Annotated in this window: 24 protein-coding genes; 11 read left to right on the plus strand and 13 right to left on the minus strand. The window is 70.9% G+C overall.

Annotated features, from left to right (window positions below):
• Window positions 1-6: 6 nt before the first annotated feature.
• The gene (locus tag M8542_RS22010; RefSeq protein WP_257922086.1) at window positions 7-1,149 is read left to right on the plus strand and encodes a hypothetical protein; all 1,143 of its coding nucleotides are present in this window, start codon (window positions 7-9) and stop codon (window positions 1,147-1,149) included.
• Complete coding sequence (locus M8542_RS22015; RefSeq protein ID WP_257922087.1) at window positions 1,142-1,687, plus strand: hypothetical protein; 546 nt, start codon at window positions 1,142-1,144, stop codon at window positions 1,685-1,687. Before M8542_RS22010 ends, M8542_RS22015 begins: the two co-directional genes overlap by 8 nt.
• Before the next feature lie 145 nt (window positions 1,688-1,832).
• Here the strand turns inward: M8542_RS22015 and M8542_RS22020 are convergent, their stop codons facing one another.
• Window positions 1,833-2,087 carry a DUF397 domain-containing protein gene (locus M8542_RS22020; protein ID WP_257922088.1) on the minus strand — a complete coding sequence of 85 codons (255 nt, stop codon included), beginning with the start codon at window positions 2,085-2,087 and terminating at the stop codon, window positions 1,833-1,835.
• 290 nt (window positions 2,088-2,377) lie between these two features.
• Between M8542_RS22020 and M8542_RS22025 the strand changes: the two genes are divergently transcribed.
• Window positions 2,378-2,509 (plus strand): hypothetical protein, encoded by a 132-nt coding sequence (locus M8542_RS22025; RefSeq protein WP_257922089.1) that lies wholly within the window; start codon window positions 2,378-2,380, stop codon window positions 2,507-2,509.
• 3 nt (window positions 2,510-2,512) lie between these two features.
• Complete coding sequence (locus M8542_RS22030; protein WP_257922090.1) at window positions 2,513-2,767, plus strand: hypothetical protein; 255 nt, start codon at window positions 2,513-2,515, stop codon at window positions 2,765-2,767.
• Between the two features lie 70 nt (window positions 2,768-2,837).
• Here the strand turns inward: M8542_RS22030 and M8542_RS22035 are convergent, their stop codons facing one another.
• From M8542_RS22035 to M8542_RS22050, 4 genes are read right to left on the minus strand one after another with little or no spacing between them, the layout of a single operon-like run.
• A complete protein-coding gene (locus M8542_RS22035) occupies window positions 2,838-3,443 on the minus strand; it encodes a class I SAM-dependent DNA methyltransferase (RefSeq protein ID WP_257922091.1) in 606 nt (201 codons plus the stop codon).
• Entirely contained in the window at window positions 3,440-4,288 is an 849-nt protein-coding gene (locus tag M8542_RS22040) for an SAM-dependent methyltransferase (RefSeq protein WP_257922092.1), read from the minus strand. Before M8542_RS22040 ends, M8542_RS22035 begins: the two co-directional genes overlap by 4 nt.
• Window positions 4,285-5,142 carry an SAM-dependent methyltransferase gene (locus M8542_RS22045; RefSeq protein ID WP_276586804.1) on the minus strand — a complete coding sequence of 286 codons (858 nt, stop codon included), beginning with the start codon at window positions 5,140-5,142 and terminating at the stop codon, window positions 4,285-4,287. The genes M8542_RS22040 and M8542_RS22045 overlap by 4 nt, the downstream gene beginning before the upstream one ends.
• Window positions 5,143-5,200: 58 nt before the next feature.
• The gene (locus tag M8542_RS22050) at window positions 5,201-6,064 is read right to left on the minus strand and encodes a helix-turn-helix domain-containing protein (protein WP_155548665.1); all 864 of its coding nucleotides are present in this window, start codon (window positions 6,062-6,064) and stop codon (window positions 5,201-5,203) included.
• A 236-nt stretch (window positions 6,065-6,300) separates the two neighbouring features.
• Between M8542_RS22050 and M8542_RS22055 the strand changes: the two genes are divergently transcribed.
• Complete coding sequence (locus M8542_RS22055; RefSeq protein WP_257922093.1) at window positions 6,301-7,221, plus strand: MBL fold metallo-hydrolase; 921 nt, start codon at window positions 6,301-6,303, stop codon at window positions 7,219-7,221.
• An 85-nt stretch (window positions 7,222-7,306) separates the two neighbouring features.
• On the plus strand, window positions 7,307-8,746 hold the full coding sequence (gene gnd, locus M8542_RS22060; protein WP_257922094.1) for an NADP-dependent phosphogluconate dehydrogenase: 1,440 nt from the start codon (window positions 7,307-7,309) through the stop codon (window positions 8,744-8,746).
• 96 nt (window positions 8,747-8,842) lie between these two features.
• Here the strand turns inward: gnd and M8542_RS22065 are convergent, their stop codons facing one another.
• The 5 genes from M8542_RS22065 to M8542_RS22085 all read right to left on the minus strand — a co-directional run bounded on the left by M8542_RS22065 (window position 8,843) and on the right by M8542_RS22085 (window position 13,185).
• Window positions 8,843-9,580 (minus strand): Clp protease N-terminal domain-containing protein, encoded by a 738-nt coding sequence (locus M8542_RS22065; RefSeq protein ID WP_257922095.1) that lies wholly within the window; start codon window positions 9,578-9,580, stop codon window positions 8,843-8,845.
• Between the two features lie 32 nt (window positions 9,581-9,612).
• Window positions 9,613-10,842 carry an NAD(P)/FAD-dependent oxidoreductase gene (locus M8542_RS22070; RefSeq protein ID WP_257922096.1) on the minus strand — a complete coding sequence of 410 codons (1,230 nt, stop codon included), beginning with the start codon at window positions 10,840-10,842 and terminating at the stop codon, window positions 9,613-9,615.
• Between the two features lie 104 nt (window positions 10,843-10,946).
• Entirely contained in the window at window positions 10,947-11,732 is a 786-nt protein-coding gene (locus M8542_RS22075; RefSeq protein ID WP_257922097.1) for an IclR family transcriptional regulator, read from the minus strand.
• Window positions 11,729-12,046 carry an NIPSNAP family protein gene (locus tag M8542_RS22080; RefSeq protein WP_257922098.1) on the minus strand — a complete coding sequence of 106 codons (318 nt, stop codon included), beginning with the start codon at window positions 12,044-12,046 and terminating at the stop codon, window positions 11,729-11,731. The genes M8542_RS22075 and M8542_RS22080 overlap by 4 nt, the downstream gene beginning before the upstream one ends.
• Window positions 12,046-13,185, minus strand: a complete 1,140-nt coding sequence (locus tag M8542_RS22085) for a 5-methyltetrahydropteroyltriglutamate--homocysteine S-methyltransferase (RefSeq protein ID WP_257922099.1) — start codon at window positions 13,183-13,185, stop codon at window positions 12,046-12,048. The genes M8542_RS22080 and M8542_RS22085 overlap by 1 nt, the downstream gene beginning before the upstream one ends.
• A gap of 90 nt (window positions 13,186-13,275) precedes the next feature.
• Between M8542_RS22085 and M8542_RS22090 the strand changes: the two genes are divergently transcribed.
• Window positions 13,276-14,607: a nucleobase:cation symporter-2 family protein gene (locus tag M8542_RS22090; RefSeq protein ID WP_257922100.1), complete on the plus strand. Its 1,332-nt coding sequence runs from the start codon at window positions 13,276-13,278 to the stop codon at window positions 14,605-14,607.
• Here M8542_RS22090 and M8542_RS22095 read toward each other — a convergent pair.
• Window positions 14,567-15,133 carry a TetR/AcrR family transcriptional regulator gene (locus tag M8542_RS22095; protein ID WP_257922101.1) on the minus strand — a complete coding sequence of 189 codons (567 nt, stop codon included), beginning with the start codon at window positions 15,131-15,133 and terminating at the stop codon, window positions 14,567-14,569. The genes M8542_RS22090 and M8542_RS22095 overlap by 41 nt on opposite strands.
• 80 nt (window positions 15,134-15,213) lie before the next feature.
• On the opposite strand from M8542_RS22095, the gene M8542_RS22100 reads away from it, so the two are divergent.
• Window positions 15,214-16,407, plus strand: a complete 1,194-nt coding sequence (locus M8542_RS22100) for an alkaline phosphatase (RefSeq protein WP_257922102.1) — start codon at window positions 15,214-15,216, stop codon at window positions 16,405-16,407.
• A gap of 63 nt (window positions 16,408-16,470) precedes the next feature.
• Entirely contained in the window at window positions 16,471-16,923 is a 453-nt protein-coding gene (locus tag M8542_RS22105; RefSeq protein ID WP_257922103.1) for a pyridoxamine 5'-phosphate oxidase family protein, read from the plus strand.
• Here M8542_RS22105 and M8542_RS22110 read toward each other — a convergent pair.
• A complete protein-coding gene (locus tag M8542_RS22110; protein WP_257922104.1) occupies window positions 16,910-17,413 on the minus strand; it encodes a hypothetical protein in 504 nt (167 codons plus the stop codon). The genes M8542_RS22105 and M8542_RS22110 overlap by 14 nt on opposite strands.
• 170 nt (window positions 17,414-17,583) lie before the next feature.
• Between M8542_RS22110 and M8542_RS22115 the strand changes: the two genes are divergently transcribed.
• Together M8542_RS22115 and M8542_RS22120 are read left to right on the plus strand one after the other, a co-directional pair.
• Window positions 17,584-18,324 carry a rhomboid-like protein gene (locus M8542_RS22115; RefSeq protein ID WP_257922105.1) on the plus strand — a complete coding sequence of 247 codons (741 nt, stop codon included), beginning with the start codon at window positions 17,584-17,586 and terminating at the stop codon, window positions 18,322-18,324.
• A gap of 41 nt (window positions 18,325-18,365) precedes the next feature.
• Complete coding sequence (locus M8542_RS22120; protein ID WP_257922106.1) at window positions 18,366-20,681, plus strand: sensor domain-containing protein; 2,316 nt, start codon at window positions 18,366-18,368, stop codon at window positions 20,679-20,681.
• On the opposite strand, the gene M8542_RS22125 is transcribed toward M8542_RS22120, so the two are convergent.
• On the minus strand, window positions 20,675-21,472 hold the full coding sequence (locus tag M8542_RS22125; RefSeq protein ID WP_257922107.1) for an arylamine N-acetyltransferase family protein: 798 nt from the start codon (window positions 21,470-21,472) through the stop codon (window positions 20,675-20,677). The genes M8542_RS22120 and M8542_RS22125 overlap by 7 nt on opposite strands.
• Between the last annotated feature and the right edge of the window lie 21 nt (window positions 21,473-21,493).

A 21,493-nucleotide genomic window follows, 5' to 3' on the forward strand; every position in this document is an offset into this window, starting at 1 on the left:
GGGGAAATGGATCTCACCGCATCCGGGGTCAGGACGACCGCGGTCGCGAAACCGGCGCGGACGGGCTTGCTGCCCGCGAACGTCGTGCTCGGGGGGTCACTGCTGTCGCTGGTCGGGCTGACCTGGGACATCCAGTGGCACAGCGACGTCGGACCGGACACGTTCTTCACGCTGCCGCACCTGTTCCTGTACGCGGGCAGCGCGGTCGTCGGCCTGGCGAGCCTCGCCGTCGTGCTGATGACGACGGCGGCGCGCCGCGCGGGCCGGCCGATCGACACGCGGGTCGGCGGCCGGGTGGTCAACGTCTTCGGCCGGACGTTCGCCGCCCCGCTCGGCTACCTCGTCTCCGGTGTCGGCGCCGCGACGTTCCTGCTGTACGGCCTGTGGGACCAGTGGTGGCACGGGCTCTACGGCTTCGACGCGGTCATCGACTCGCCGCCGCACATCGGGCTGCTGCTGTCGATCACGGTGTCGCTGATCGGCACGACCGCGGTGTTCGCCGCGGCGCGGGAGCACCGCTGGGGCCGGCTCGGGACGCTGGCGTCGCTGACCGTGCTGCTCACCTTCGGGCCGGTGCTCGCGCTCGGGCTGCAGCAGGTCCCGGACGACTACGCCGACGCGGTGTCGGTCGGCTGCTCGATGATGGCCGTGCTGCTGGTCGCGGTCGGCGCGGGCTTCTTCCGCCGTCCCGGCGGGGCGGTCGGCACCGCGGCGATGGTCGCGGCCGTGCAGGCGCTGTTCTGGTGGTTCTCGCCGTGGGCGGCGCAGGCCTACGCCGACCTCGTCGGCCTGCCGATGCGGGACGCGATCTCCGGGGTGCCGGAAATGCCGTCGCTGACGCCGATGGCGTTGCTGCCGGTGGCCGCGCTGATGGAGCTGGGCTTCCTGCTCGGCCGACGCCGGGGGTGGCGCGCGGGCCGCGTTTCGGTGCTCGTCGGCGGGATCGCCGGGCTGCTGATCGGGCTCAGCCTGCCGCTGCAGCGGACGATGCTCTACACCGGCGCGCACGTGCCGCCGGCCTGGTACCTGACGACGACCGCCGTGCTCAGCGGTCTGCTGGGGCTGCTCGGCGGGTTCGCCGGGTGGCGGTTCGGCGGGATGCTCTGCCTGCTGGCGCCCGCGAAGAAGGGGGAAACCGCTGATGCGTAAGGCACTTATGGCTCTAGCTGCCGTGGCCGGGCTGCTCTTCGCCACCGCCGCGCCGGCGAACGCCTACGAGCCGGTCAACATCGTGCACACCGAGCACGTGCAGGCCGGGCCGTACGGGATGACGATCGGGTTCAGCACCTGGCCGCTGAAGGCCCAGCAGTCGCTGGACTTCACGTTCATCCCCGACGGCGGGATCGAGGACAAGTCCGGCACGCTCACGATGATCAACCCGGAGGGCGGCAAGAACCGGACCCAGCCGCTGGTCCGCCACCCGCGCAAGCGCGACGTCTGGGGCCTCGACGTCCGGTCGATGCCGCGGCCCGGCGAATGGACGTTCCACTTCACCGTCAACGGCCCGGCCGGCACCGGCGCGGGCGACCTGCGCGCGCTGCCGGTGCTGGAACAGCCGGGGCCGCCGATGGGCCTCAGCTGGGCGATCAGCACACTGCCGTTGATCGGCCTCGTGGTCCTGGTGGTCGTGGCCTGGCGCCGGACCCGCGGCCGGCTCCGCGGCGGTGAGCTTCCGGCAATCGGGTGAGATTCCCCTCACAATCAGCACCCGGGCGTATCCGGGGCGTCGTGACGGCCTCCTTCTCCATAGCGGGAAGGGGGCCGTCACGTTCGTCGAAGATTCGAAGCTTGCACTCGGGCGGGTGATCATGATCACCCGCGTGAGGGACTGTTCAGGCGGGCAGGTCGAACTGCCCGGCCTTCACGGCGACCAGGAACGCTTCCCATTCGGCGGTGTCGAAGACGAAGACGGGGCTGGTCGCGAGCTTGGTGTCCCGGACGCCGATCAGGCCTTCGCGACCGAGGTTGATCTCGACACAGCTCCCACCGTTGGGCTCACTGGCGAACGACTTCTCCCAGGCAGCCTCTTCGAACAGGGACACGGCCGTGTTCGGATCGTAATCCGCGAACGACGGATAATCCGCCATGGGTCGTACCTCCGAGGATCGATGGGGGGCGCGGCCGTGACCTGGTCGAAAGTACCCGCTCCCGGCTACTCAGTGTCTCAATGGAGTACGCCGCACGGCCAAGCGGGTGATCAACTAGGTCCGGCCTCGACATGAAGATTATTCCAGGAGTAGGATTAATCGCATCGGCCGGGGCGCTGGTGTCGGTGAATGACTGGCTGCCTGCGACGGGCGGTCTCCCCGAGACGCGGGCGACCGGCTGACGACCGACCAAACCCACCACCGCAGGACCTCATGGGGGAGGAGTCAGCGTGATCGTCGAGGACAGCGCGCCACCCGGCGCGCACACCGTGGGCGGATCAGCCCGCGCCGCGACCCCGCCGGCCCGACCCGAAGGCGGGGAAGCGCTTTCCCGCACCGCGATCGAAGAGCTGGGGGTGTAGACGATGGCCGTCCGGCTGAACTCGCTGTTCCGCCGCGAGGAAGAAGAACACCGCGGCCGCCGCGGCATCGGCAACGAGCTGCGGAACCGCTTCGGTTTCAGCCTGATCCAGGCGCCGCTGCGCAAGACGACGACGTGGGCGGCCGACCAGGACCTCCCACTGCAGCGCCATTCCGACGGCGTCCGGACGACCCGGCCGCTCGAAGCGTCGATCGACCTGACGCCCCTGCTGCGCGGCCGGATCGGTTCGCGCGCCTGAAGCCCTGAACTGCCGTACCACCACAAGAGCCCCGGTTCCCTGATGGGACCGGGGCTCTCGCCGTCGCGGGCTACGGTTTCCGCAGCAGCAACCGGCCCTGGCGGAAGGGCCGTTCGCCTTCGACGGCCTCGCGGTACATCCGGCCCACCTCGACCAGCCCCGCGTCCGCGGCCAGAGCCATGAGCGAGTCCAGGGGCCAGCGGTACGCCGTGGTGACTTTGTGGTCGAACTCCGAGACCGGGCCGTCCCCGGACTCGAAGAACCCCAACAGAACGTGACCGCCGGACGCCAACGTCCGGGTGAATTCGCCGAAGTACCCGGGCAGCTCGGCTGGAGGCGTGTGGATCACCGAGTACCACGACAGGATTCCGGCGAGCGAGGCGTCGGGCAGGTCCAGGGCCGCCATGGACCCGACGTCGAACCGGAGCTCCGGCCACGCCGCACGCGCCAGCGAAACCATCGCTGCCGACACGTCGACGCCGAAGGCCTCGACGCCCAGCGAACGCAGGTGCGCGGTCAGGTGGCCGGGCCCGCAGCCGAGGTCGGCGACCGGGCCGCGGCCGCGCACGAAGTCCGCGAACGCGGTCCACGCCGCCCGGTCCAGCGGGTCGCTGTCCCAGATCTCGCGGGCGAACTCCTGGTACTGGACGGCGACGGCGTCGTAGGCCGTGGTCACGGTTTGCGGCCGAGGCCGCAGATGTGCCCGACGAACGCGGGGTCGTTCGCGAGCTTCTTCGTGGCCTTGGACTCGATCTCCTCGGGGTGCCACTCCGGCAGGTACACGATGCCGGGCTCGACCAGCTCCAGGCCCTCGAAGAACTCCGAGAACTCCGCGCGCGAGCGCAGGTGGATCGGTGTGCTGGACTTCGTGTACTGCTTGATGATCGACTCGCGGCTCTCGGAGTCGGCCATCGCCGCCATGCCGTCGCTGGTCAGGTGCGAGGACAGGAAGTACGAGCCCTTCGGCAGCAGCGACAGGTACTTCTGGATGGTCTGGGCCACCGGCTCGTCCGGGCCGAGGAAGTACAGGACGCCGACCATGATCAGGCCGATCGGGCGGTTCGGGTCGAGGACGCCGGTGTCGAGCGCGCGCTTCCAGATGTCGGCCGGGTCGCGCAGGTCGCCCTGCAGCACCGCGTGCCGGTCGGCCACGCCTTCCTTCTCCAGCAGGATCTGCGAGTGCGCGACGGCGACCGGCTCGTTGTCGACGTACACGCACCGCGCGTCCGGGTTCACCGCCGCGGCGACCTCGTGCACGTTGCCGACCGTCGGCACGCCCGAGCCGAGGTCGAGGAACTGGTCGATGCCGTTGCGCGCCAGGTACCGGACGCCGCGGCCGAGGAAGTCGCGGCCGACCCGGGCGACGGTCTTGATCATCGGGAAGGCCTTGACGGCCTGCTCGCCGAACTGCCGGTCGATGGCCCAGTTGGCGTCGCCGCCGAGGAACCAGTCGTAGATGCGGGCCGCGTTCGGCCGCTCGAGGTCCACGCCTTCGGGGGCCTCGGGATCCTGCGTCGTCATTTCCGTCCTCCAGGCTTGCGGCCGACACCGCCGACCACGCTCGCGAGGGGGACCGGGGCGGCGCCGGGCTCGGGGCGCCACTCTCCCACAGGCACGATCCCGGGGTCGACGACGTCGAAGTTACCGAAGAACGCGGCGATCTCGTCGAGCGACCGGGAAACCGCCGGCGAGCTCGACCGTTCGGACAGCTTCACCAGCCGCCGGATCTGCGCCAGCTCGTCGCCCTCGACGCCGGTTTCGGTCGCGTGCGAGAGCACGTACGCCGAGCCCGGCGCCAGCAGCGTCCGGTAGTCGCGGATGGCCTCGCGCACGCCGGTGACGTCGGGCAGGAAGTGCAGCACGGCCACGCTGAGCAGGCAGATCGGCCGGTCCGGGTCGAGCACGCCGGTGGCCAGCGCTGCGGTCCAGACCTCGTGGGCGTCCCGCAGGTCGGCGTGCAGCACGGCGTGGCGTCCGGGGTCGCCTTCCTCGTCGAGCAGGATCCGCCCGTGCGCGACGGCCACCGGCTCGTTGTCGACGTAGACGCAGCGGCTGTCGTCGACGAGGTCCTCCGCCACCTCGTGCACGTTGCCGGCGGTCGGGATGCCGGAGCCGAGGTCGAGGAACTGCGTGATGCCTTGGGCGACGCAGTAGCGCACCGCCCGGCCGAGGAAGTCGCGGTTGCCGCGGGCGAGCGCCTTCGCCAGCGGGAACGCCTGCACCGCCTGCTCGCCGTACTGCCGGTCGATGGCCCAGTTCGCGGTGCCGCCGAGGGCCCAGTCGTAGATCCTCGCGACGTTCGGCCGGTCGAGATCGACGGCGTCGGGGAGGAAGTCGGGGTCCACGATGTCCACTTCCGGTGGATTCCAGCGCAACAGAAGGACTCTACCGAAAGTTGTTCACCGGCCGGGATAGCTGGGAGGGCCGTTCGCCCTATTGGAGCTGCTGCATCTGGCCGCGGTAACCCTCCGCGAGCTCCTTGAGGAACTGCCGGGTCTCCTGCCGCTCCAGCGCGGCGCCCCGCAGCCGGTCCCACGAGTCGACGAAGATGTTGAAGTCCTTGACGTCGTCGAGGTACAGGCCGCCGGCCGAGTGCTCGATGTAGACGAAGTCCCGGGTGCGGTCCGGGAAGCGCATGATCGTGAAGTCGTTCGGCACCGCGGCCAGCCGCGCGCCGAAGGGCAGCACGTGCACGTAGACGCGCGGGTGCCGCTCCAGCGAGAGCAGGTGCTCGACCTGGTCCAGCATCACCGCGGGCGCGTACCCGCCGGGTGCCCGGCGCAGCGCGCCCTCGCTGATGATGAAGCGGTAGTACGGCGGCTGCTGCTGCTCGAACACCGCCTTGCGGTCGAGCCGGTTGCGCACCAGCGACGTCACGTCCGTGGCGCCGGCTTCGGTGAACTGCTTGAGCATGTAGTGCTCGGACTGCAGCGGACCCGGGATGCGCTCGCCGTGCCAGGTGAGGATCTCCGCGGCCGCGGGTTCCAGGTCGGTGAAGGTGCGGAACCAGTGCGGGACCACCGAGCGGTAGCCCGACCAGTGACCGCGCTGCCCGGCGGCGGCGCGCGCCAGGTTCATCAGCGTGTCGGCCTCTTCGCCGTTGATCCCGAACGCGTTCAGCATGGAGCGCACATCCCCGAGCTTGACCCCGACGGCACCGGACTCGATCTTGTTGACCTTGCCCTGGGTGCAGCCGAGGACCTCGGCGACCTGCTGCTGTGTCATCCGCGCCGCGGTGCGGGCATGCCGGAGCTCGTTTCCGAGCTGCTTCCGGCGCGAGGTGACGGTGCTGGCCATCGCCCTGCTCTCCCGGACCACTACCAAGCGACGACGGCCACCGGCCGCCGTCGCACGCGAACTATCGAACCCACCCAGGCTAGTACTTCACCTTGCGGATCTCGATGATGACATCGCGCAGCGTTCCAGGAAACGCCGCGGAATGCCAGTCACCTGGGAGATCACTCGCCTGGACCAGTGAAATTCCGAATTATTCCGCCAACCGGCGGAGCCCGGGCTCGGGCATAGTGAGCGCCGTGACCGATCGCTCGCCCTCCGCCGCCGCCGTCACCCGGCTGGCCGACCAGGCCCACGGCTACGTTCAGCCGGACGGCTCCTGGTACATCAACAACTGCGGGTTCGTCGACGCCGGCGACCACACCGTGCTCATCGACACGTGCTCGACCGAGCGCCGCACGCGCGCGCTGCTGGCCGCCGTCGAGGCGGCCGGCGGCGGCCCGGTGACGACCTTGGTCAACACCCACCACCACGGCGACCACACGAACGGCAACTACCTGGTCGAGGGCGCGGCCGTGCTGGGCCACCGCAAGACGCGGGAGCTGATGGTCGCCGAGGGCATCCAGACGTTCGAGGGGATCTTCGTCGGCAGCGACTGGGGCGAGCTCGAGTCGCGGCCGCCCGAGGTGGTGTTCGACGACCGGCTGACCGTGCACGCCGGCGACGTCACCCTCGAGCTGATCCACCCCGGCCACGCCGCCCACACCACCAACGACGTCCTGGTCTGGCTGCCCGGGCAGCGCGTGCTGTACGCCGGTGACCTGGTGTTCAACGGCGGCAGCCCGTTCGCGTTGATGGGCTCGGTGGCCGGCTGGCGCAAGGGGCTCGACATCATCCGCGAACTCGAGCCCGAGGTGATCCTGCCCGGTCACGGCGGCCCCTGCGGACTCGACGTGGTGGACAAAGTGGACGAATACCTCGAGTTCGTCCAGCGGACGGCCGAACGCGGGAAGGCCGCCGGGCTGTCCCCGCTGGAGGCGGCGAAGGAAGCCGATCTCGGTGAGTTCGAGTCCCTGACCGAGCAGGAGCGGCTGCCGGGGAACCTGCACCGCGCGTACGCCGAACTGGACGGCGCCGAGTGGGGTGCGGACATCGACCTCGTCGCCGCCGTCACGGACATGGTCGCGATCAACCGCGGCCCGATCCGCTGCTTCTCCTGAACTGAGTGAGCCGTCGCTCCGTGGCCTCCCATGAGGCCTCGATCGGACTAGGGTCTGAATCGAGAGAGTCGTTGGAAGGATGCGGATGAGCAAGAAGGCGAGCATCGGGGTCACCGGGCTGGCGGTCATGGGCCGCAACCTGGCCCGCAACCTGGCGCGGCACGGCCACACGGTGGCCCTGCACAACCGGTCCGAGGAGCGGACCCGGGCGCTGGTGGAGCAGTTCGGCGACGAGGGCGACTTCATCCCGGCGTACTCGGCGCAGGAGTTCGTCAACGCGCTGGAGCGGCCGCGGCAGGTCGTGATCATGGTCAAGGCGGGCGGCCCGACGGACGCCGTCATCGAGGAGTTCGCGCCGCTGCTCGAAGCGGGCGACGTGATCATCGACGCCGGCAACGCGCACTTCGCCGACACGCGCCGCCGCGAGAAGGCGCTGCGCGAGCGCGGGCTGCACTTCGTCGGCAGCGGCGTCTCGGGCGGCGAGGAAGGCGCGCTGCACGGGCCGAGCATCATGCCCGGCGGCTCGAAGGAGTCCTACGAGTCCCTCGGCCCGCTGTTCGAGGACATCTCGGCGAAGGTCGACGGCGAGCCGTGCTGCACGCACATCGGCGCGGACGGCGCCGGGCACTTCGTCAAGATGGTGCACAACGGCATCGAGTACGCCGACATGCAGCTGATCGCGGAGTCGTTCGACCTGCTGCGGCACGCGGGTGGCTACTCCCCCGCCGAGATCGCCGAGGTGTTCCGCACGTGGAACACCGGCCGGCTCGACTCCTACCTGATCGAGATCACCGCCGACGTGCTCGCGCACGTCGACAGCGCGTCCGGCAAGCCGTTCGTCGACATCGTCGAGGACGCCGCCGAGCAGAAGGGCACCGGCCGCTGGACGGTGCAGATCGGCCTCGACCTGGGTGTCCCGATCTCGGGCATCGCCGAGGCCGTCTTCGCGCGTTCGCTGTCCGGCTCGAAGCCGCTGCGCGCGGCGGCCCGCGGCCTGGGCGGCCCCTCGGCTTCGCCGCTCACGGGCTCGTCGCTGGAGCGCTTCGCCGACGACGTCGAGCAGGCGCTGTACGCGTCGAAGGTCGTCGCGTACGCGCAGGGCTTCAACCAGATCCAGGCCGGCGCGACGGAGTACGGCTGGGACATCGACCTCGGCAAGGTCGCCTCGATCTGGCGCGGCGGCTGCATCATCCGCGCGAAGTTCCTGAACGACATCACCTCGGCCTACGCCGACGAGCCCGCGCTGCCGACCCTGCTCACGTCGGGTGGCTTCCGCAAGGCGGTCGAGGACGCGCAGGACTCGTGGCGTTCGGTGATCTCGACGGCGGTCCAGCTGGGCATCCCGACGCCGGGCTTCTCGACGGCGCTGGCGTACTACGACGGCCTCCGCGCCGAACGCCTGCCGGCGGCTTTGGTGCAGGGCCAGCGCGACTTCTTCGGGGCGCACACCTACCGCCGCGTCGACCGCGAAGGTTCGTTCCACACGGCCTGGGCCGCCGACGGCCGCCCGGAGTCCGAAGCCTGAGCCGGTGCTGCTCTGATCGGGAAGACCCCCTGGTCCATCCCGATCAGAGCAGCGTCACCAGCAGCAGCGCGAGCAGCACGGTGGCCAGCAGCGGCCTCACTGCCCGCGGGCGGCGAGGATTTCCGCCAGCACCTCCACGATCTTCGCCTCGGCCTTGTCCTTCTTGACGCCGAGGCCGTCGAGCACCTCGAAGCCGGTGCCTTCGCCCTGCTCCAGCAACGCCAGGAGCATGTGCTCGGTGCCGATGTAGTTGTGCCCGAGCCGCAGTCCCTCCCGCATGGTGAGTTCGAGAGTCTTCTTGCCCCCGGCGGAGAACGGCACCGGGTTCGGCGCGGGGTCGGCCCGCTCCGGCAGCCGCGCTTCGGCGGCTTCGCGGACGGCGTCGAGGGTGATCCCCTGGGCCAGGATCGCCCCGGCGGCCAGCGCGGCCGGCTCGGTGAGCAGGCCCAGCACGATGTGCACGCTGTCGATCTCCGGGCTGCCGTGCTCGACCGCGGCCTTCTGGGCCTCGACGATCACGTGCCGCGCGCGGTCGGTGTAGCGGCCGTAGACGCGCTCGATGCTGCCGCTCGGGTCGCCGCCGGGGTCCACCTTCGGCACGAACCGCTTCTGGGCGGCCTGCTTGGTGACGCCCATGCTCTGGCCGATCTCGGTCCAGGAGGCGCCCGAGCGCCGGGCCTGGTCGACGAAGTGACCGATCAGGTGGTCGGCGACTTCGCCGAGGTGCTGTCCGACGTAGACCGCGTCGGACAGCTGGGCCAGTGCGTCGTGGTCGTTGTTGCCCTTGATGGCGTTGATGAGGTCGTCGAGCTTGATGTTGGTCGGTAGGGTCATACCGTCAACTGTAGGTTGACGATCTTCTATCGTCAACCGCGAGTTGACGCTGCCTTCCAGTGGGCCTTCAAGTCGAACTCGCTCACCTCGAGATCCGCGTAGGCAGGCTTCGGATCGGCGGTGAACAAGCGCCGCGCGGCGATGTGGTCCGCCGGCCGGTTCACCGACTCCACCGCGATGAGGACGTCGTCGCGGAAGGACAGCACCGAGAACTTGCCCGCTTCCTGATCACCCGCGACCACGGTCCGGTCGGCGCCCGAGAGGATGCCGGCGATCTGCAGCTTCGCGCCCGACTGGTCGGTCCAGAACCACGGCAGGCTCGCGTACGGCTCTTCCCCGCCGGTCAGCGCCGCGGCCACGGACCGGCCCTGGTCGACGGCGTTCTGCACCGACTCCAGCCGGGTCGCCGCGCCGGCCTGCACGCACGGGAAGTTCGCGCAGTCGCCGATGGCGAAGATCTTTTCGTCCGAGGTCCGCAGGTGCGCGTCGACGACGACGCCGTTGGCCACCTCGAGCCCGGCCGCCGCGGCCAGCGCCGTCTCCGGCACGACGCCGACGGCGATCACGACCAGGTCGGCGGGCAGCCGGGAGCCGTCGGAGAGTTCGACTTCGCGTGCCCGGTCGTCCCCGTGCACCGCCGAAACGCCCTGGCCCAGCAGCACGGTGTGCCCGGCGTCGCGGTGCAGCGCGGCGAAGTAGGCGGAGATCTCCGGCGTCGCGACGCGGTTGAGCAGGCGGTCCTGGGCCTCGACGATCGTCACCGGGCGACCGGCGTGCGACGCGAACTCCAGCCCGATGAAGCCACCCCCGACCACGACGACGTGCTCGGCGCTGGTCAGGGACTCGCGCAGCCGGTCGGCGTCGTCGCGGGTGCGCAGGGTCAGCACGCCCGGCAGGTCCGCGCCGGGCACGGGCAGCGTCCGGTTGCGTGCGCCGGTGGCCAGGATCAGGTGGTCGTAGGCCAGCTCGGCGCCGTCCTCGAGCCGGACGCGGGCCGCGTCGCGGTCGATCGAGGCGACCCGGCCGGCGACCAGCTCGATGTCCTTCTCGGCGAAGAAGTCGGCACCGCGCAGGTGCAGCTGCTCGAGCCCGGCGGTCCCGGCCAGGTAGGCCTTCGACAGCGGCGGCCGCTGGTACGGCACGCCCGGCTCGTCCCCGACCAGCACGACCCGGCCCGCGAAACCGCGGTCCCGCAGCGACGCGACCGCCTGGAACCCGCTCTGCCCCGCCCCGACGACGACCACCGTGTTCTGTCCACCCATGCCCGCCATCCGATCACAACCCGCCCGGCTCGTCGAGGAAGCCTCGTGAGTGTTCAGGGCGGTTCTAACCGCCCTGAACACTCACGAGAGCCGCGGCAGACTCGCTACTCGCGGCCGCCCGCCGTCCGCAGGGCCCGCGGCGCCCCGAGCACGCGCGAGATCCCACGCGCCGCGGCCCGGACCGCGGGGACCAGCGTCCGCGGGTCCGTGCCCTCCGCCGGGACGACCACCGAGATCGCCGCCACCACTTCGTCGGTGCTGTCGTAGACCGGGGCCGCCACCGACAACGCGATCAGCTCGATCTGGCCGTCGCTGATCGCGTAGCCGTCGCGGCGGACGTCGGCCAGCACCCGCCGCAGCCGCTCCGGCGAGTCGATCGTCTTGGTGGTGAACGTCTTCAGCGGGCCGGCCAGGACTTCCTCCTGCGCCTCGGCGGCGGCGTGCGCGAGCAGCACCTGGCCGACACCGGTGGCGTGCGCGGGCAGCCGGCCGCCCACGCGCGTCAGGACGTTGACCGCGCCGCGGCCGGAAATCCGTTCGACGTAGACGACTTCCGGGCCGTCGAGCACCGCGAGCTGCACGTTCTGGTGCGTGGCCTCATAAAGGTCCTCGAGGAACGGCATCGCGCTCTCCCGCAGCTCGGCGCCGTGCGGGGCGAGCGAAGCGACTTCCCACAGCCACAACCCGACGCGGTACCGGCCCGCTTCGTCGCGCACGAGCGCCCCGCGCCGGGTCAGCTCCCCGGCGATCCGGTGGGTCGTCGACAGCGGCAGCCCGACGCGGCGGCTGAGCTCGGACAGCGTCAGCTGCGGCCGGTCGGCCGTGAACGCGCCCAGCAGGTCGAGGACGCGGTCCACGACCGACGGCGGCCGCTTCGCGCTGTGTCTCACTCTTCGTCGTCCGGCAGCAGCGGACGCATGAACGTCCGCCGGTACCGCACCACGCAGCCGCTTTCGTCGCGGATCTTGTCGGCCTCGATGAAGTCCGGGTCGACGCCGAACAACGTCCGGTAGCGCTCGTACGCGGCGAGGCTCTCGAAGCTGAACAGCGCGCGAGCTTCGTCGCTCGCCCCCTCCGACGGCAGGAAGTAGCCGTGGTGGACGCCGCCTTCCCGCTGCACCAACCGCATCCACGCGGCGGCGAAGCGTTCGAAGTCGGTGAGCTTGGCGGGGTCGATGACGTAGTCGACGACGCAGGTGATCATCAGTGGCCGCCCCAGACGCGGTCGGCCGTGGCCACGATCAGCTCCAGCTTGCGCAGCTGGTCGTCCGGGGTGAGGTCGTTGCCCTCCTCGGTCGAGGAGAACCCGCACTGCGGCGAAAGGCAGAGCTGGTCGACGTCGACGTACTGCGACGCCTCTTCGATGCGCCGCACCAGGACGTCGGGGTCTTCGAGCTCCGGGCGCTTGGTGGTGACCAGGCCGAGGACGACCTTCTTGTCCTTCGGCACGAACCGCAGCGGTTCGAAGCCGCCGGAGCGTTCGTCGTCGAACTCCAGGAAGAAACCGTCGACGGCCAGCTCGCCGAAGAGCGCTTCGGCGACGAACTCGTAGCTCCCCGAAGCAACCCATGACGACCGGAAGTTGCCGCGGCACAGGTGGGTCGTCACCGTGAGGTCCTCGGGCCGGCCGGCCAGCGCGGCGTTCATCGTCGCGATGTTGCGCACGTGCTGGGTGTCCGGGTCGCCGCCCATTCGCGCGACGAGCTCCCGCTGCGCCGGGTCGTTGAGGTAGGCGAGGCTGGTGTCGTCGAGCTGCAGGTATCGGCAGCCGAGGTCGTGCACCGCGGAGACCTGCGCCGCGTACGCCGCGCTCAGGTCGGCGAAGAACTCCTCGAGGTCCGGGTAGACGCTCTCGCTGACCGCCGCCCGGCCGCCGCGGTAGTAGACCATGCTCGGCGACGGGATGGTCAGCTTCGGCGTCACGCCGTCGTCCACATGGGACTTCAGGAACTCGAAGTGCGAAGCGAAGATCGGCTCGTCGAGCCGCACCTTGCCGTCGACCTGCAGGCCCGGCGGGCTGAACTCGAGGTCGCCGGCCAGGTTGTGGAACTTGACGTGCAGCCGCTCGTCGCTCTTCGAGACCCCACCGAGCGAGTAGATGAAGTCCATGTGCCAGGAGGCGCGCCGGAACTCGCCGTCGGTGGCCGAGCTCAGCCCGGCCACCCGCTGCATCTTGATGACGTCGCGGATCGCGTCGTCCTCGACCGCGCGGAGCTGCTCCGCGCCGATCTCTCCGCTCTCGTGCCGCCGCCGCGCGTCACGCAGCACCGGGGGCCGCAGGAGGCTCCCGACGTGATCGGCGCGGAACGGCGGGCCCACCTGGGAAGTGCCGCCGGAAGTCATGCACCGATGGTCACACATCCGAGACCGTTCCGCCGCCCCCGGAAGTGAGATCATCGGGCGGCCAGGTCCGCCGACGCGAAGGGGCTGTCCATGACGAAACCCGCGGTCCACCCGGTCGACCAGGGCCTGCCCGCCGGCCGGCTGGCGCTCCTCGGCCTGCAGCACATGGCGATCATGTACGCGGGCGCGGTCGCGGTGCCGCTGATCGTCGGCAGCGCGCTGAAGCTGGACACCGCGACGATCGGCCTGCTGGTCAACGCCGACCTGCTGGTGGCGGGCATCGCCACGCTGATCCAGGCGGTCGGCATCGGGAAGCTGCTGGGCATCCGGCTGCCGGTGGTCGCGGGCGCGACGTTCACTGTCGTCAACCCGATGATCCTGATCGCGTCCCAGTACGGGATGTCGGCGGTCTACGGTGCGATGATCGCCTCCGGCGTGTTCGGGCTGCTGATCGCAAAGCCGTTCGCAAAGCTGATCCGGTTCTTCCCGCCGTTGGTCACCGGGACGCTGCTGCTGGTCATCGGCGTCTCCCTGCTCGGCCCGGGCGCGCAGATGATCGCCGGGCACGACCCGGCGTCGCCGGACTTCGCGGCGCCGTCGCACATCGGGCTGGCCTTCGGCGTGCTCGCGCTGCTGGTGCTGTTCACGCGGGTGCTGCGCGGGTTCGCCAACCAGGTCGGGCCGCTGCTGGCGCTGGCGCTCGGGCTGGTGATCGCGATCCCGATGGGCCTGGTGCACTGGGACGGGCTCCAGGCGGCCGGCTGGTTCGGGCTCGCGGCGCCGTTCCACTTCGGCGCGCCGACGTTCCCGGTCGCGGCGATCCTCTCGATGTGCGTGGTCATGCTGGTGACGTTCACCGAGTCGACGGCGGACATGATCGCGGTCGGCGAGATCACCGGCCGCCCGCCGACGGACGCCGACCTCGCCCGCGGCCTGGCGACCGACGGCGTCTCGGCGGTGCTGGGCGGCGTGATGAACTCGTTCCCGGACACGGCGTTCGCGCAGAACGTCGGCCTGGTGCGGATGACGGGCGTCCGCAGCCGCTGGGTGGTCGCGGTGACCGGCGGCATCCTGCTGCTGATGGGCCTGGTCCCGAAGATCGGCGCGTTCATCGCGGCGATCCCCGAGCCGGTGGTCGGCGGCGTCGCGGTGGTGATGTTCGCGATGGTCGCGGTGGTGGGCGCGCAGAACCTCCGCACGGTGGAGTTTTCCGGCAACCACAACACGTTCATCGTCGCGGTGGCCCTCGGCGTCGGCCTGCTGCCGGCGTTCGTCCCGGACTTCTTCAAGCACTTCCCGGCCTGGCTGCAGACGATCTGCGGCAGTTCGATCACGGTGGCGGCGGTGCTGGCGTTCGTGTTGAACCTGCTGTTCAACCACCTCAGGCGGCGCTCGGAGCCGGACCTGCTGGAAGCGCCGTGAGCAACCGTTCGACGAGCTTCTCCCCGGTGCCGGGCTCGATCGGACGGCGGAACAACACCCGCAGGTAGAGCGGCGCGAGCACGAAGTCCAAGACCTCGTCGACCGTCGGCACCGCCTCGCCGCGCGCCGCGGCCTTGTCGAGTACCTCCTGCAGGTCCTCGCCGCGGGCTTGGAGGTACTCCAGGGGTTTCTCGTCCGGGCGCAGGGTCGCGACCAGCGCGCGGAGCAGGATCTGGCCGTGGCGGTCGCGCATCGAGCGTTCGACGCCTTCGGCCCAGCCGCTCAGGTCGCCGCGCAGCGAACCGGTGTCCGGGATCGGGGACGTCGCGCGCAGGCGCGTCACCGCGGCGTCCAGCAGCAGGTGGTCGCGGCTGCCCCAGCGCCGGTAGACGCTCGTCGGGTTCACGCCGGCGCGTTCGGCGATCTTCGGGATCGCCGCGTCGATCTCGCCCGCGGCGAGCAGCTCGACGACGGCGTCGTGCACCGCGTCTCGGACGCGGGCGCTGCGGCCGCCGGGTCGGGTCATCGGCTCATCCTAGGTCCACGGCCTCGCGTTTCCCGCCGTCCTATGTTAGGAAAGTTTCCTAACTAGAACGGGGAGGCGCGATGCGGTCCGGGGTTCTCGTAGCGGCACTGGTCTTGTTCAGCGGCGGGGTGGCGGCGTCGGCGGCCGAACCGGCGGCCGCGCACGCGCGGAACATCATCTACATCCAGGGCGACGGCATGGGACTCGGCCAGCGCGACCTGATCCGGCTGGCGACCGTCGGCCGGCACGGCGACCTCGCGATGGACCGGCTGCCGGTCACCGGACTCGTGCACACGAGCCCGGACGACCCCGAAGAGGTCGTCACCGACTCCGCCGCCGCGGCCACCGCGCTGGCGACCGGGCACAAGACCCGCAACGGCGCGGTCGGCGTCGACCCCGCCGGCCATCCCCTGCGGACGGTGCTGGAGGACGCCAAGCGGGCGGGCAAGTCGACCGGCCTGGTCACGACAGCGCAGGTCACCGGCGCTTCGCCGGCCGCCTTCGCCGCGCACGTGCCGAGCCGCGACCTGCAGAGCGACATCGCCCGGCAGTACGTCACCGACAGCTGGCCGGACGTCCTGCTCGGCGGCGGCGAGGACTACTGGTTCCCGAAGGGCGAGCCCGGCGCGTGGCCGGACAAGCCCGGCGAGGGCAGCAGCGGCACGCACGGCAACCTCGTCGCCCAGGCCCAGCGCACCGGCTACACCTACGTCCGCAACGCCCAGGAGCTGCGGCAGACGCGGGCGCCGCGGCTCCTCGGGCTGTTCGCCAACGAGGACATGGTCGACTACGGCCCCGACGGCGTCGGCCGCTACGCGCCGAGCGTGCCGCTGGTCCAGATGGCGAAGAAGGCCCTCGACACGCTGTCGGCCAACCCGCGCGGGTTCTTCCTCTTCCTCGAAGAGGAGGGCATCGACGGGATGTCGCACGAGAACAACGCGCACGCGGTGATCGACGCCGGCCGGGCGCTCGACGCGACCGTCGCCGTGGTGCTCGAGTTCGTCCGGTCCCACCCGGACACGCTCGTGATCGTCGGCGGGGACCACGAGACCGGCGGGCTGAGCATCGAAAACGCCGACGGGCGAAACGAAGGCGACGAGGACGGCCCGTTCCCGGTGCCGGGCTCGAAGCTCGAGTTCACGGTCGACTGGACGACCGGTGATCACACCGGCGCCGACACCCCGGTGACCGCGACCGGCCCGGGCTCGGCCGCGCTCGACCGGACCCTCGACAACACCGACGTCCACCGCGCGATGGTCCGGGCAGCCGGTTAAAGCCACCATCCTGGCTTTAGCTGCTAGCCTTAAGGCAAATCTACTTGCCTTAAGGAGCAGACCATGGCGCGCAAGATGACCAAGGACGAGCGCGAAGCGTTCCTCGCCGAGCCGCACGTCGGCGTGCTCGGCATCGCGGCCGAGCCCGGACGCGCGCCGCTGACCACGCCGATCTGGTACCGCTACGAGCCGGGCGGCGACGTCCTCGTGATGACGTCGCCCGGCTCGCGCAAGGCCCGGCTGATCGAGGCGGCCGGCCGGTTCGCGCTGTGCGTGCAGCGGCAGGACGGCGTGTACCAGTACGTCTCGGTCGAGGGTCCGGTCGTGGAGTCGTGGCCGATGACCAAGGCCGAGCGGCAAGAGATGGCGGCGCGCTACCTGCCGCCGGGTACGAGCGAGGCCTACACGGACGCGATGGACCCGATCCACGGGAACAACATCGCCATCGTGATGCGGCCGGAGCGGTGGAACACCAGCGACTTCAGCGACGTCGGAGAGCAGCTCACCAGCAGATGATGAGGATGCACGTCGGCCGCGGCGGGGGCGGAGTCGTCGGCGGGTGGTGACCGCCGCCCGGCGAGGTCGGCGTCGTAGGGGTCGCGGAGTCCGGGCCACCACTGGTCGGCGTGGTCGTCGTCGACGTCTCGGTGCTGCTGTCGGTGGTCGGCGTCGTGCCCGGCACCTCGGTGACAGTCTCGCGAGGCACGCCCACGCCCGGCACGACGTCGCCGCCGCCGGTGCCGCCCTCCGGCGGCGAGTCGGTGGCCTGGTCGGCGCCGCCGAGGCCGGTGGTGCGCTGCGGGAACGGGATGACGTGGATCTGGTCGACCGGGGCGGCGTCCTGGGTGCCCTTGCCGCTGAGGCCGACCAGCACCGCCGCGACCCCGCACCCCATGACGACGGCGAGCATCACGGCGAGCACGCGCCAGCGCGACTGGCCCGATTCCGGACGGTCGCCCCAGCCCTCGCGCACGAGCAGCTCGGCGACCGATACCTCGTCGTTCACCCCGACAGACCTTCCCGAAAGGCCTCTCGGCCGAGATCGTGGCCGTATTTTTACCGCACATAGCACCCGAACGGGTGAGTTATCGGCAAAAATTCGTCACGTAACGAGAACTTTGACCGTGAGTGACATTCCACAGCGGATTCACAGCCGGAGTTCGGGAGACTCCCAGCATGACCGGCGAAGCTCAACCCATGCTGCTGAAAGCCGGACCGGAGATCCCCGCGCCGCGGGTCTCCTGGCGGCCTTTCGCCCGGTTCGTGCCGAGCCCGAAGACGACCCCGTTCACCTTCGGCTACCTCGTGCTGCTCCTCGGCACCACGCTGCTGCTCAAGTTCGCCGATCCGGCGTTGACCGACCGGCTGCTCCAGCTGTCCAGCACCGACGCCCACAACCTCTGGCGGCGGCCGCTGACGTCGCTGCTGACCAGCGCGCTCTGGCTGTCCGACGAAGGCTGGCTGGCCTACGTCGTGATCTTCGCGATCGCCGTCGCGCCGCTGGAACGCCGGTTCGGCGCCCGCCGCGCGGCGACCGTGTTCTTCTCCGGCCACGTGCTGGCCACGCTCGTCACCGAGCTGCCGGTGATGGCCCTGATCAGCGCGCACGTCCTGCCGAACTCGGCCGGGCACTGGCTCGACATCGGCGTCAGCTACGGCTTCTTCACCACGGCCGGCGCGCTGGTGTTCCTGCTGCGCGGCCGGTTGCGGCTCGTCGCGCTGGCCGTCACCGAAGCCTTCATCGCGGCGATCTGGCTCAGCGACGACCCGTGGGTGCTCGACTCGATCGTCACGTTGCTCGGCCACGCGTTCGCCGCACACTTCGGCCTGGTGTTCTGGGGCCCGCGGCTGCGGCGCGCATCCGCAGGCCGGGCCGGTATTCCGGCGGGTAGGCAGGCGCCGGAGTCGGTGGTGTAATCGACCGAGCCACACGCCGACTGCCGGGGGGACGGACGCTCATGCAGGCAGACTCCCTCGCCGAGCTGGTCGAGCTGAGCCCGGACGCGATCTGCGTCCACGAGAACGGCGTCCTGACCTACGCCAACCGCGCCGCCCTCGACGCGTTCGCCGCACGCTGCGCGGACGAAGTGGTCGGCCGGCGCTTCACCGACTTCGTCGCCGAGGACTCACAGGACGCCGTCGCGGAGAAGCTGGCGCGGCTGACCGAGCCGGGGCAGGCGAGCGAGCCGGTCGAAGCGCTGATGTCGCGGCTCGACGGCAGCAAGTTCGCGGTGGAGACGGTGTGGGTGCGCCTCGGCGACCGGCCGGCCTACCAGGTCGTGATGCGGGACATCACCGCGAAGAAGGCCGCCGCGGACGCCCTGCGCTTCCAGGCCGCGCTGGTGTCGCACGTCAGTGACGCGCTGATCGCGACCACCGGCGAAGGCGTCGTGACCAGCTGGAACCCGGCGGCCGAGGCGGTGTACGGCTGGACCGCGGCCGAGGCCGTCGGGCGGCGGGCGAGCGAGCTGGTCGGCGCGCCGCTGGACCTGCGCGGCGGCGGGGTCACCGAGGCCGTGCACCGGCGACGCGACGGCGCACCCTTGGCGGTCCGCGTCTCGGCAGCTGAAATGAACGACGGCTATGTCCTCGTTTGCGCGGACGAGACCGCGCGGCGGCGGGCCGAGCAGAACTACCGCACGGTCGTCGCGTCCCTCGACGAAGGCGTGCTGGTCATTGGGCCGGCCGGGCTGATCGAGGCGGCGAACCCGGCGGCCTGCCGGATCCTCGGGGTCGCCGAGGCCGACCTGATCGGCGTCGCCTGCCACACGCTGGTGCTGTTCACCGAGTCCGGGCACTGGATCCCGCCGGACGAGATGCCGTCGGTGCAGACGCGACGCACCGGCGTCGCGCACAACGGCCTGGTCGTGCGGCTGCGCCGGCCGGACGGGCGCGACGTCTGGGTGTCGCTGACCTCGCGGCTGCTCAACCCCGACGACCCCACGGCGCGGGCCGTGGTCACGTCGTTCACCGACATCAGCGAGACCCGCGCGATCAGCGCGCAGCTGGCGCACGACGCCACCCACGACCCGCTGACCCGGCTGGGCAACCGGACGCTGGTGCTCTCCCGGCTCGACGTCCGCGAGCGCGGCGCGGTCACCGTGCTGTTCCTGGACCTGGACAAGTTCAAGGTCATCAACGACTCGCTCGGGCACTCGGTCGGCGACCAGGTGCTGCGGATCGTCGGCGAGCGCCTGCGCCGCTGCTCCGGCCGCGACGACCTGGTCGGCCGGCTCGGCGGCGACGAGTTCGTCGTCGTCACCGGCGAGGTCACCGAGGCGGGCGAGGTCCGGGCGCTGGCCGAGCACCTGCGGGCCGCGCTGGCCGAGCCGATCGGCGTCCTCGGCCGCCAGCTGCACCTCGACGCCAGCATCGGCGTGGTGCTGGTCGGCGACGGCGACCACCGCAGCGCCGAAGACCTGCTGCGTGACGCCGATGTCGCGATGTACCAGGCCAAGACGCTCGGGCGGGGCCGGCACCACTTCTTCGACGTCGGCCTGCGCGAGCGGATGCAGCGGCGGCTGCGGATGGAGCAGGACCTGCGCGACGCGGTGCACGACGGCCAGCTCTGGCCCGCCTACCAGCCGGTGGTCGACCTGCGGACCGGCGAGATGGTCGCGGTGGAGGCGCTGCTGCGCTGGACGCACCCCCGGCACGGCGCGATCTCGCCGGTGGAGTTCATCCCGCTCGCCGAAGAGAGCGACCTGATCAACGTGATCGGCAAGGAGATGCTGCGCGCGACCACGCGCGAGCTGGCCGCACGACGTGGTTCGCAAGGGCTCGACCTGACGTTGAAGGTCAATTTGTCGACGCGCCAGCTCGACGACCCGCACCTGGTGCCGGCGGTGCGGGACGCGCTGGCCGGCACCGGGCTGCCGGCCGGCGCGCTCTGCCTGGAGGTCACCGAAAGCGCGTTGATGCGCGACCAGGAGGCGGCCGCGGAGGTGCTGGCGTCCCTGCGGTCGCTGGGCGTGCTGCTGGCGATCGACGACTTCGGCACCGGCTATTCGTCGCTGGCGCAGCTGCGGCGGCTGACGCTGGACACGCTCAAGATCGACCGCTCGTTCATCACCGGCATCGCCGAGTCACGCGACGCGGCCGCGATCGTCACGAGCATCATCGCGATGGCCCACGCGGTCGACCTGACGGTGATCGCCGAAGGCGTCGAGTCCGCGGAGCAGGTGGATCTGCTCCGCTCGCTCGGCTGCGACCAGGCGCAGGGCTACCACCTCGGCCGCCCGGTGCCCGCGGCGGAGCTGTTCGGCCCTCAGTAGATCTCCTGGAGCCTGCGCAGCTCGTCGGACGTCAGCTCGATGCCGAAGTCCTTGAGGGTGGCGTCGAGGTCGTCCGGCGCGATTTCGGTCGTTTCGCTGGTGCCGTCGGGGTTTTCGACGGTGAGCTCGCGGCCCAGCAGCTTCCGGAAGCGGCCCGGTTCGAGCGTCATGAGCACGAGCCGGCCGGTGAACGGCGACTTCGGGTGCGTCGAGGTGTAGTGGTGGAAGACCTCGTAGTCGAGCGGGTGCATGTCGTCGACCCGGAAGTCGAGCAGATCCTCCCAGCCGTCGGAAAGCTGCTTCTGCAGCGTCCACCAGCTGTCCCGGCGCACGAGCCGGTGCGGCCAGCCGGCCTGGTCGACGACCTCGCCGTCGGCCAGGGGCATCGGGACGAAGATCCCGGCGCCGAAGCCGACGTCGGCGAGGAAGCTCCGCCCGCCCACCTCGACGACCAGCGTCATGTGCGTGTACGGCCCGGGCCGGCGCGGCTGCACGCGCGCGGCGAGCCGGTGCACGGTGTAGCCGAGCCGTTCGAGGACGGCGGCGAAGAGGCCACTCTGCTCGTAGCAGTAGCCACCGCGCCGCCGCCCGACGAGCTTCGCGGTCACGACGTCGAGCGAAATCCCTTGGTGCTGCCCGAGAACGACGTCGACGTTCTCGAACGGGATGGCTCCCACGTGTGCTTGCGTGAGCTCTCGCAGCGCCGCTTCGGACGGTTCGCGCTTCGGCAGCCCGACCCGCGCGAGGTAGGCGTCGAGGTCGACGGCGTCGATCCCCCAGTCATCGGTCATGGCTCCAGGATGCAACCTCGA

The sequence above is a fragment of the Amycolatopsis iheyensis genome, assembly GCF_024703995.1.
GTDB lineage: Bacteria > Actinomycetota > Actinomycetes > Mycobacteriales > Pseudonocardiaceae > Amycolatopsis > Amycolatopsis iheyensis.

Excerpts from the sequence above, each read along its gene's own strand:
- M8542_RS22010 (WP_257922086.1), top strand. The coding sequence starts at position 7 with ATGGATCTCACCGCATCCGGGGTCAGGACGACCGCGGTCGCGAAACCG.
- M8542_RS22015 (WP_257922087.1), top strand. The coding sequence starts at position 1,142 with ATGCGTAAGGCACTTATGGCTCTAGCTGCCGTGGCCGGGCTGCTCTTC.
- M8542_RS22020 (WP_257922088.1), bottom strand. The coding sequence starts at position 2,087 with ATGGCGGATTATCCGTCGTTCGCGGATTACGATCCGAACACGGCCGTG.
- M8542_RS22030 (WP_257922090.1), top strand. The coding sequence starts at position 2,513 with ATGGCCGTCCGGCTGAACTCGCTGTTCCGCCGCGAGGAAGAAGAACAC.
- M8542_RS22040 (WP_257922092.1), bottom strand. The coding sequence starts at position 4,288 with ATGACGACGCAGGATCCCGAGGCCCCCGAAGGCGTGGACCTCGAGCGG.
- M8542_RS22050 (WP_155548665.1), bottom strand. The coding sequence starts at position 6,064 with ATGGCCAGCACCGTCACCTCGCGCCGGAAGCAGCTCGGAAACGAGCTC.
- gnd (WP_257922094.1), top strand. The coding sequence starts at position 7,307 with ATGAGCAAGAAGGCGAGCATCGGGGTCACCGGGCTGGCGGTCATGGGC.
- M8542_RS22065 (WP_257922095.1), bottom strand. The coding sequence starts at position 9,580 with ATGACCCTACCGACCAACATCAAGCTCGACGACCTCATCAACGCCATC.
- M8542_RS22070 (WP_257922096.1), bottom strand. The coding sequence starts at position 10,842 with ATGGGTGGACAGAACACGGTGGTCGTCGTCGGGGCGGGGCAGAGCGGG.
- M8542_RS22080 (WP_257922098.1), bottom strand. The coding sequence starts at position 12,046 with ATGATCACCTGCGTCGTCGACTACGTCATCGACCCCGCCAAGCTCACC.
- M8542_RS22085 (WP_257922099.1), bottom strand. The coding sequence starts at position 13,185 with ATGACTTCCGGCGGCACTTCCCAGGTGGGCCCGCCGTTCCGCGCCGAT.
- M8542_RS22090 (WP_257922100.1), top strand. The coding sequence starts at position 13,276 with ATGACGAAACCCGCGGTCCACCCGGTCGACCAGGGCCTGCCCGCCGGC.
- M8542_RS22095 (WP_257922101.1), bottom strand. The coding sequence starts at position 15,133 with ATGACCCGACCCGGCGGCCGCAGCGCCCGCGTCCGAGACGCGGTGCAC.
- M8542_RS22100 (WP_257922102.1), top strand. The coding sequence starts at position 15,214 with ATGCGGTCCGGGGTTCTCGTAGCGGCACTGGTCTTGTTCAGCGGCGGG.
- M8542_RS22105 (WP_257922103.1), top strand. The coding sequence starts at position 16,471 with ATGGCGCGCAAGATGACCAAGGACGAGCGCGAAGCGTTCCTCGCCGAG.
- M8542_RS22115 (WP_257922105.1), top strand. The coding sequence starts at position 17,584 with ATGACCGGCGAAGCTCAACCCATGCTGCTGAAAGCCGGACCGGAGATC.
- M8542_RS22120 (WP_257922106.1), top strand. The coding sequence starts at position 18,366 with ATGCAGGCAGACTCCCTCGCCGAGCTGGTCGAGCTGAGCCCGGACGCG.
- M8542_RS22125 (WP_257922107.1), bottom strand. The coding sequence starts at position 21,472 with ATGACCGATGACTGGGGGATCGACGCCGTCGACCTCGACGCCTACCTC.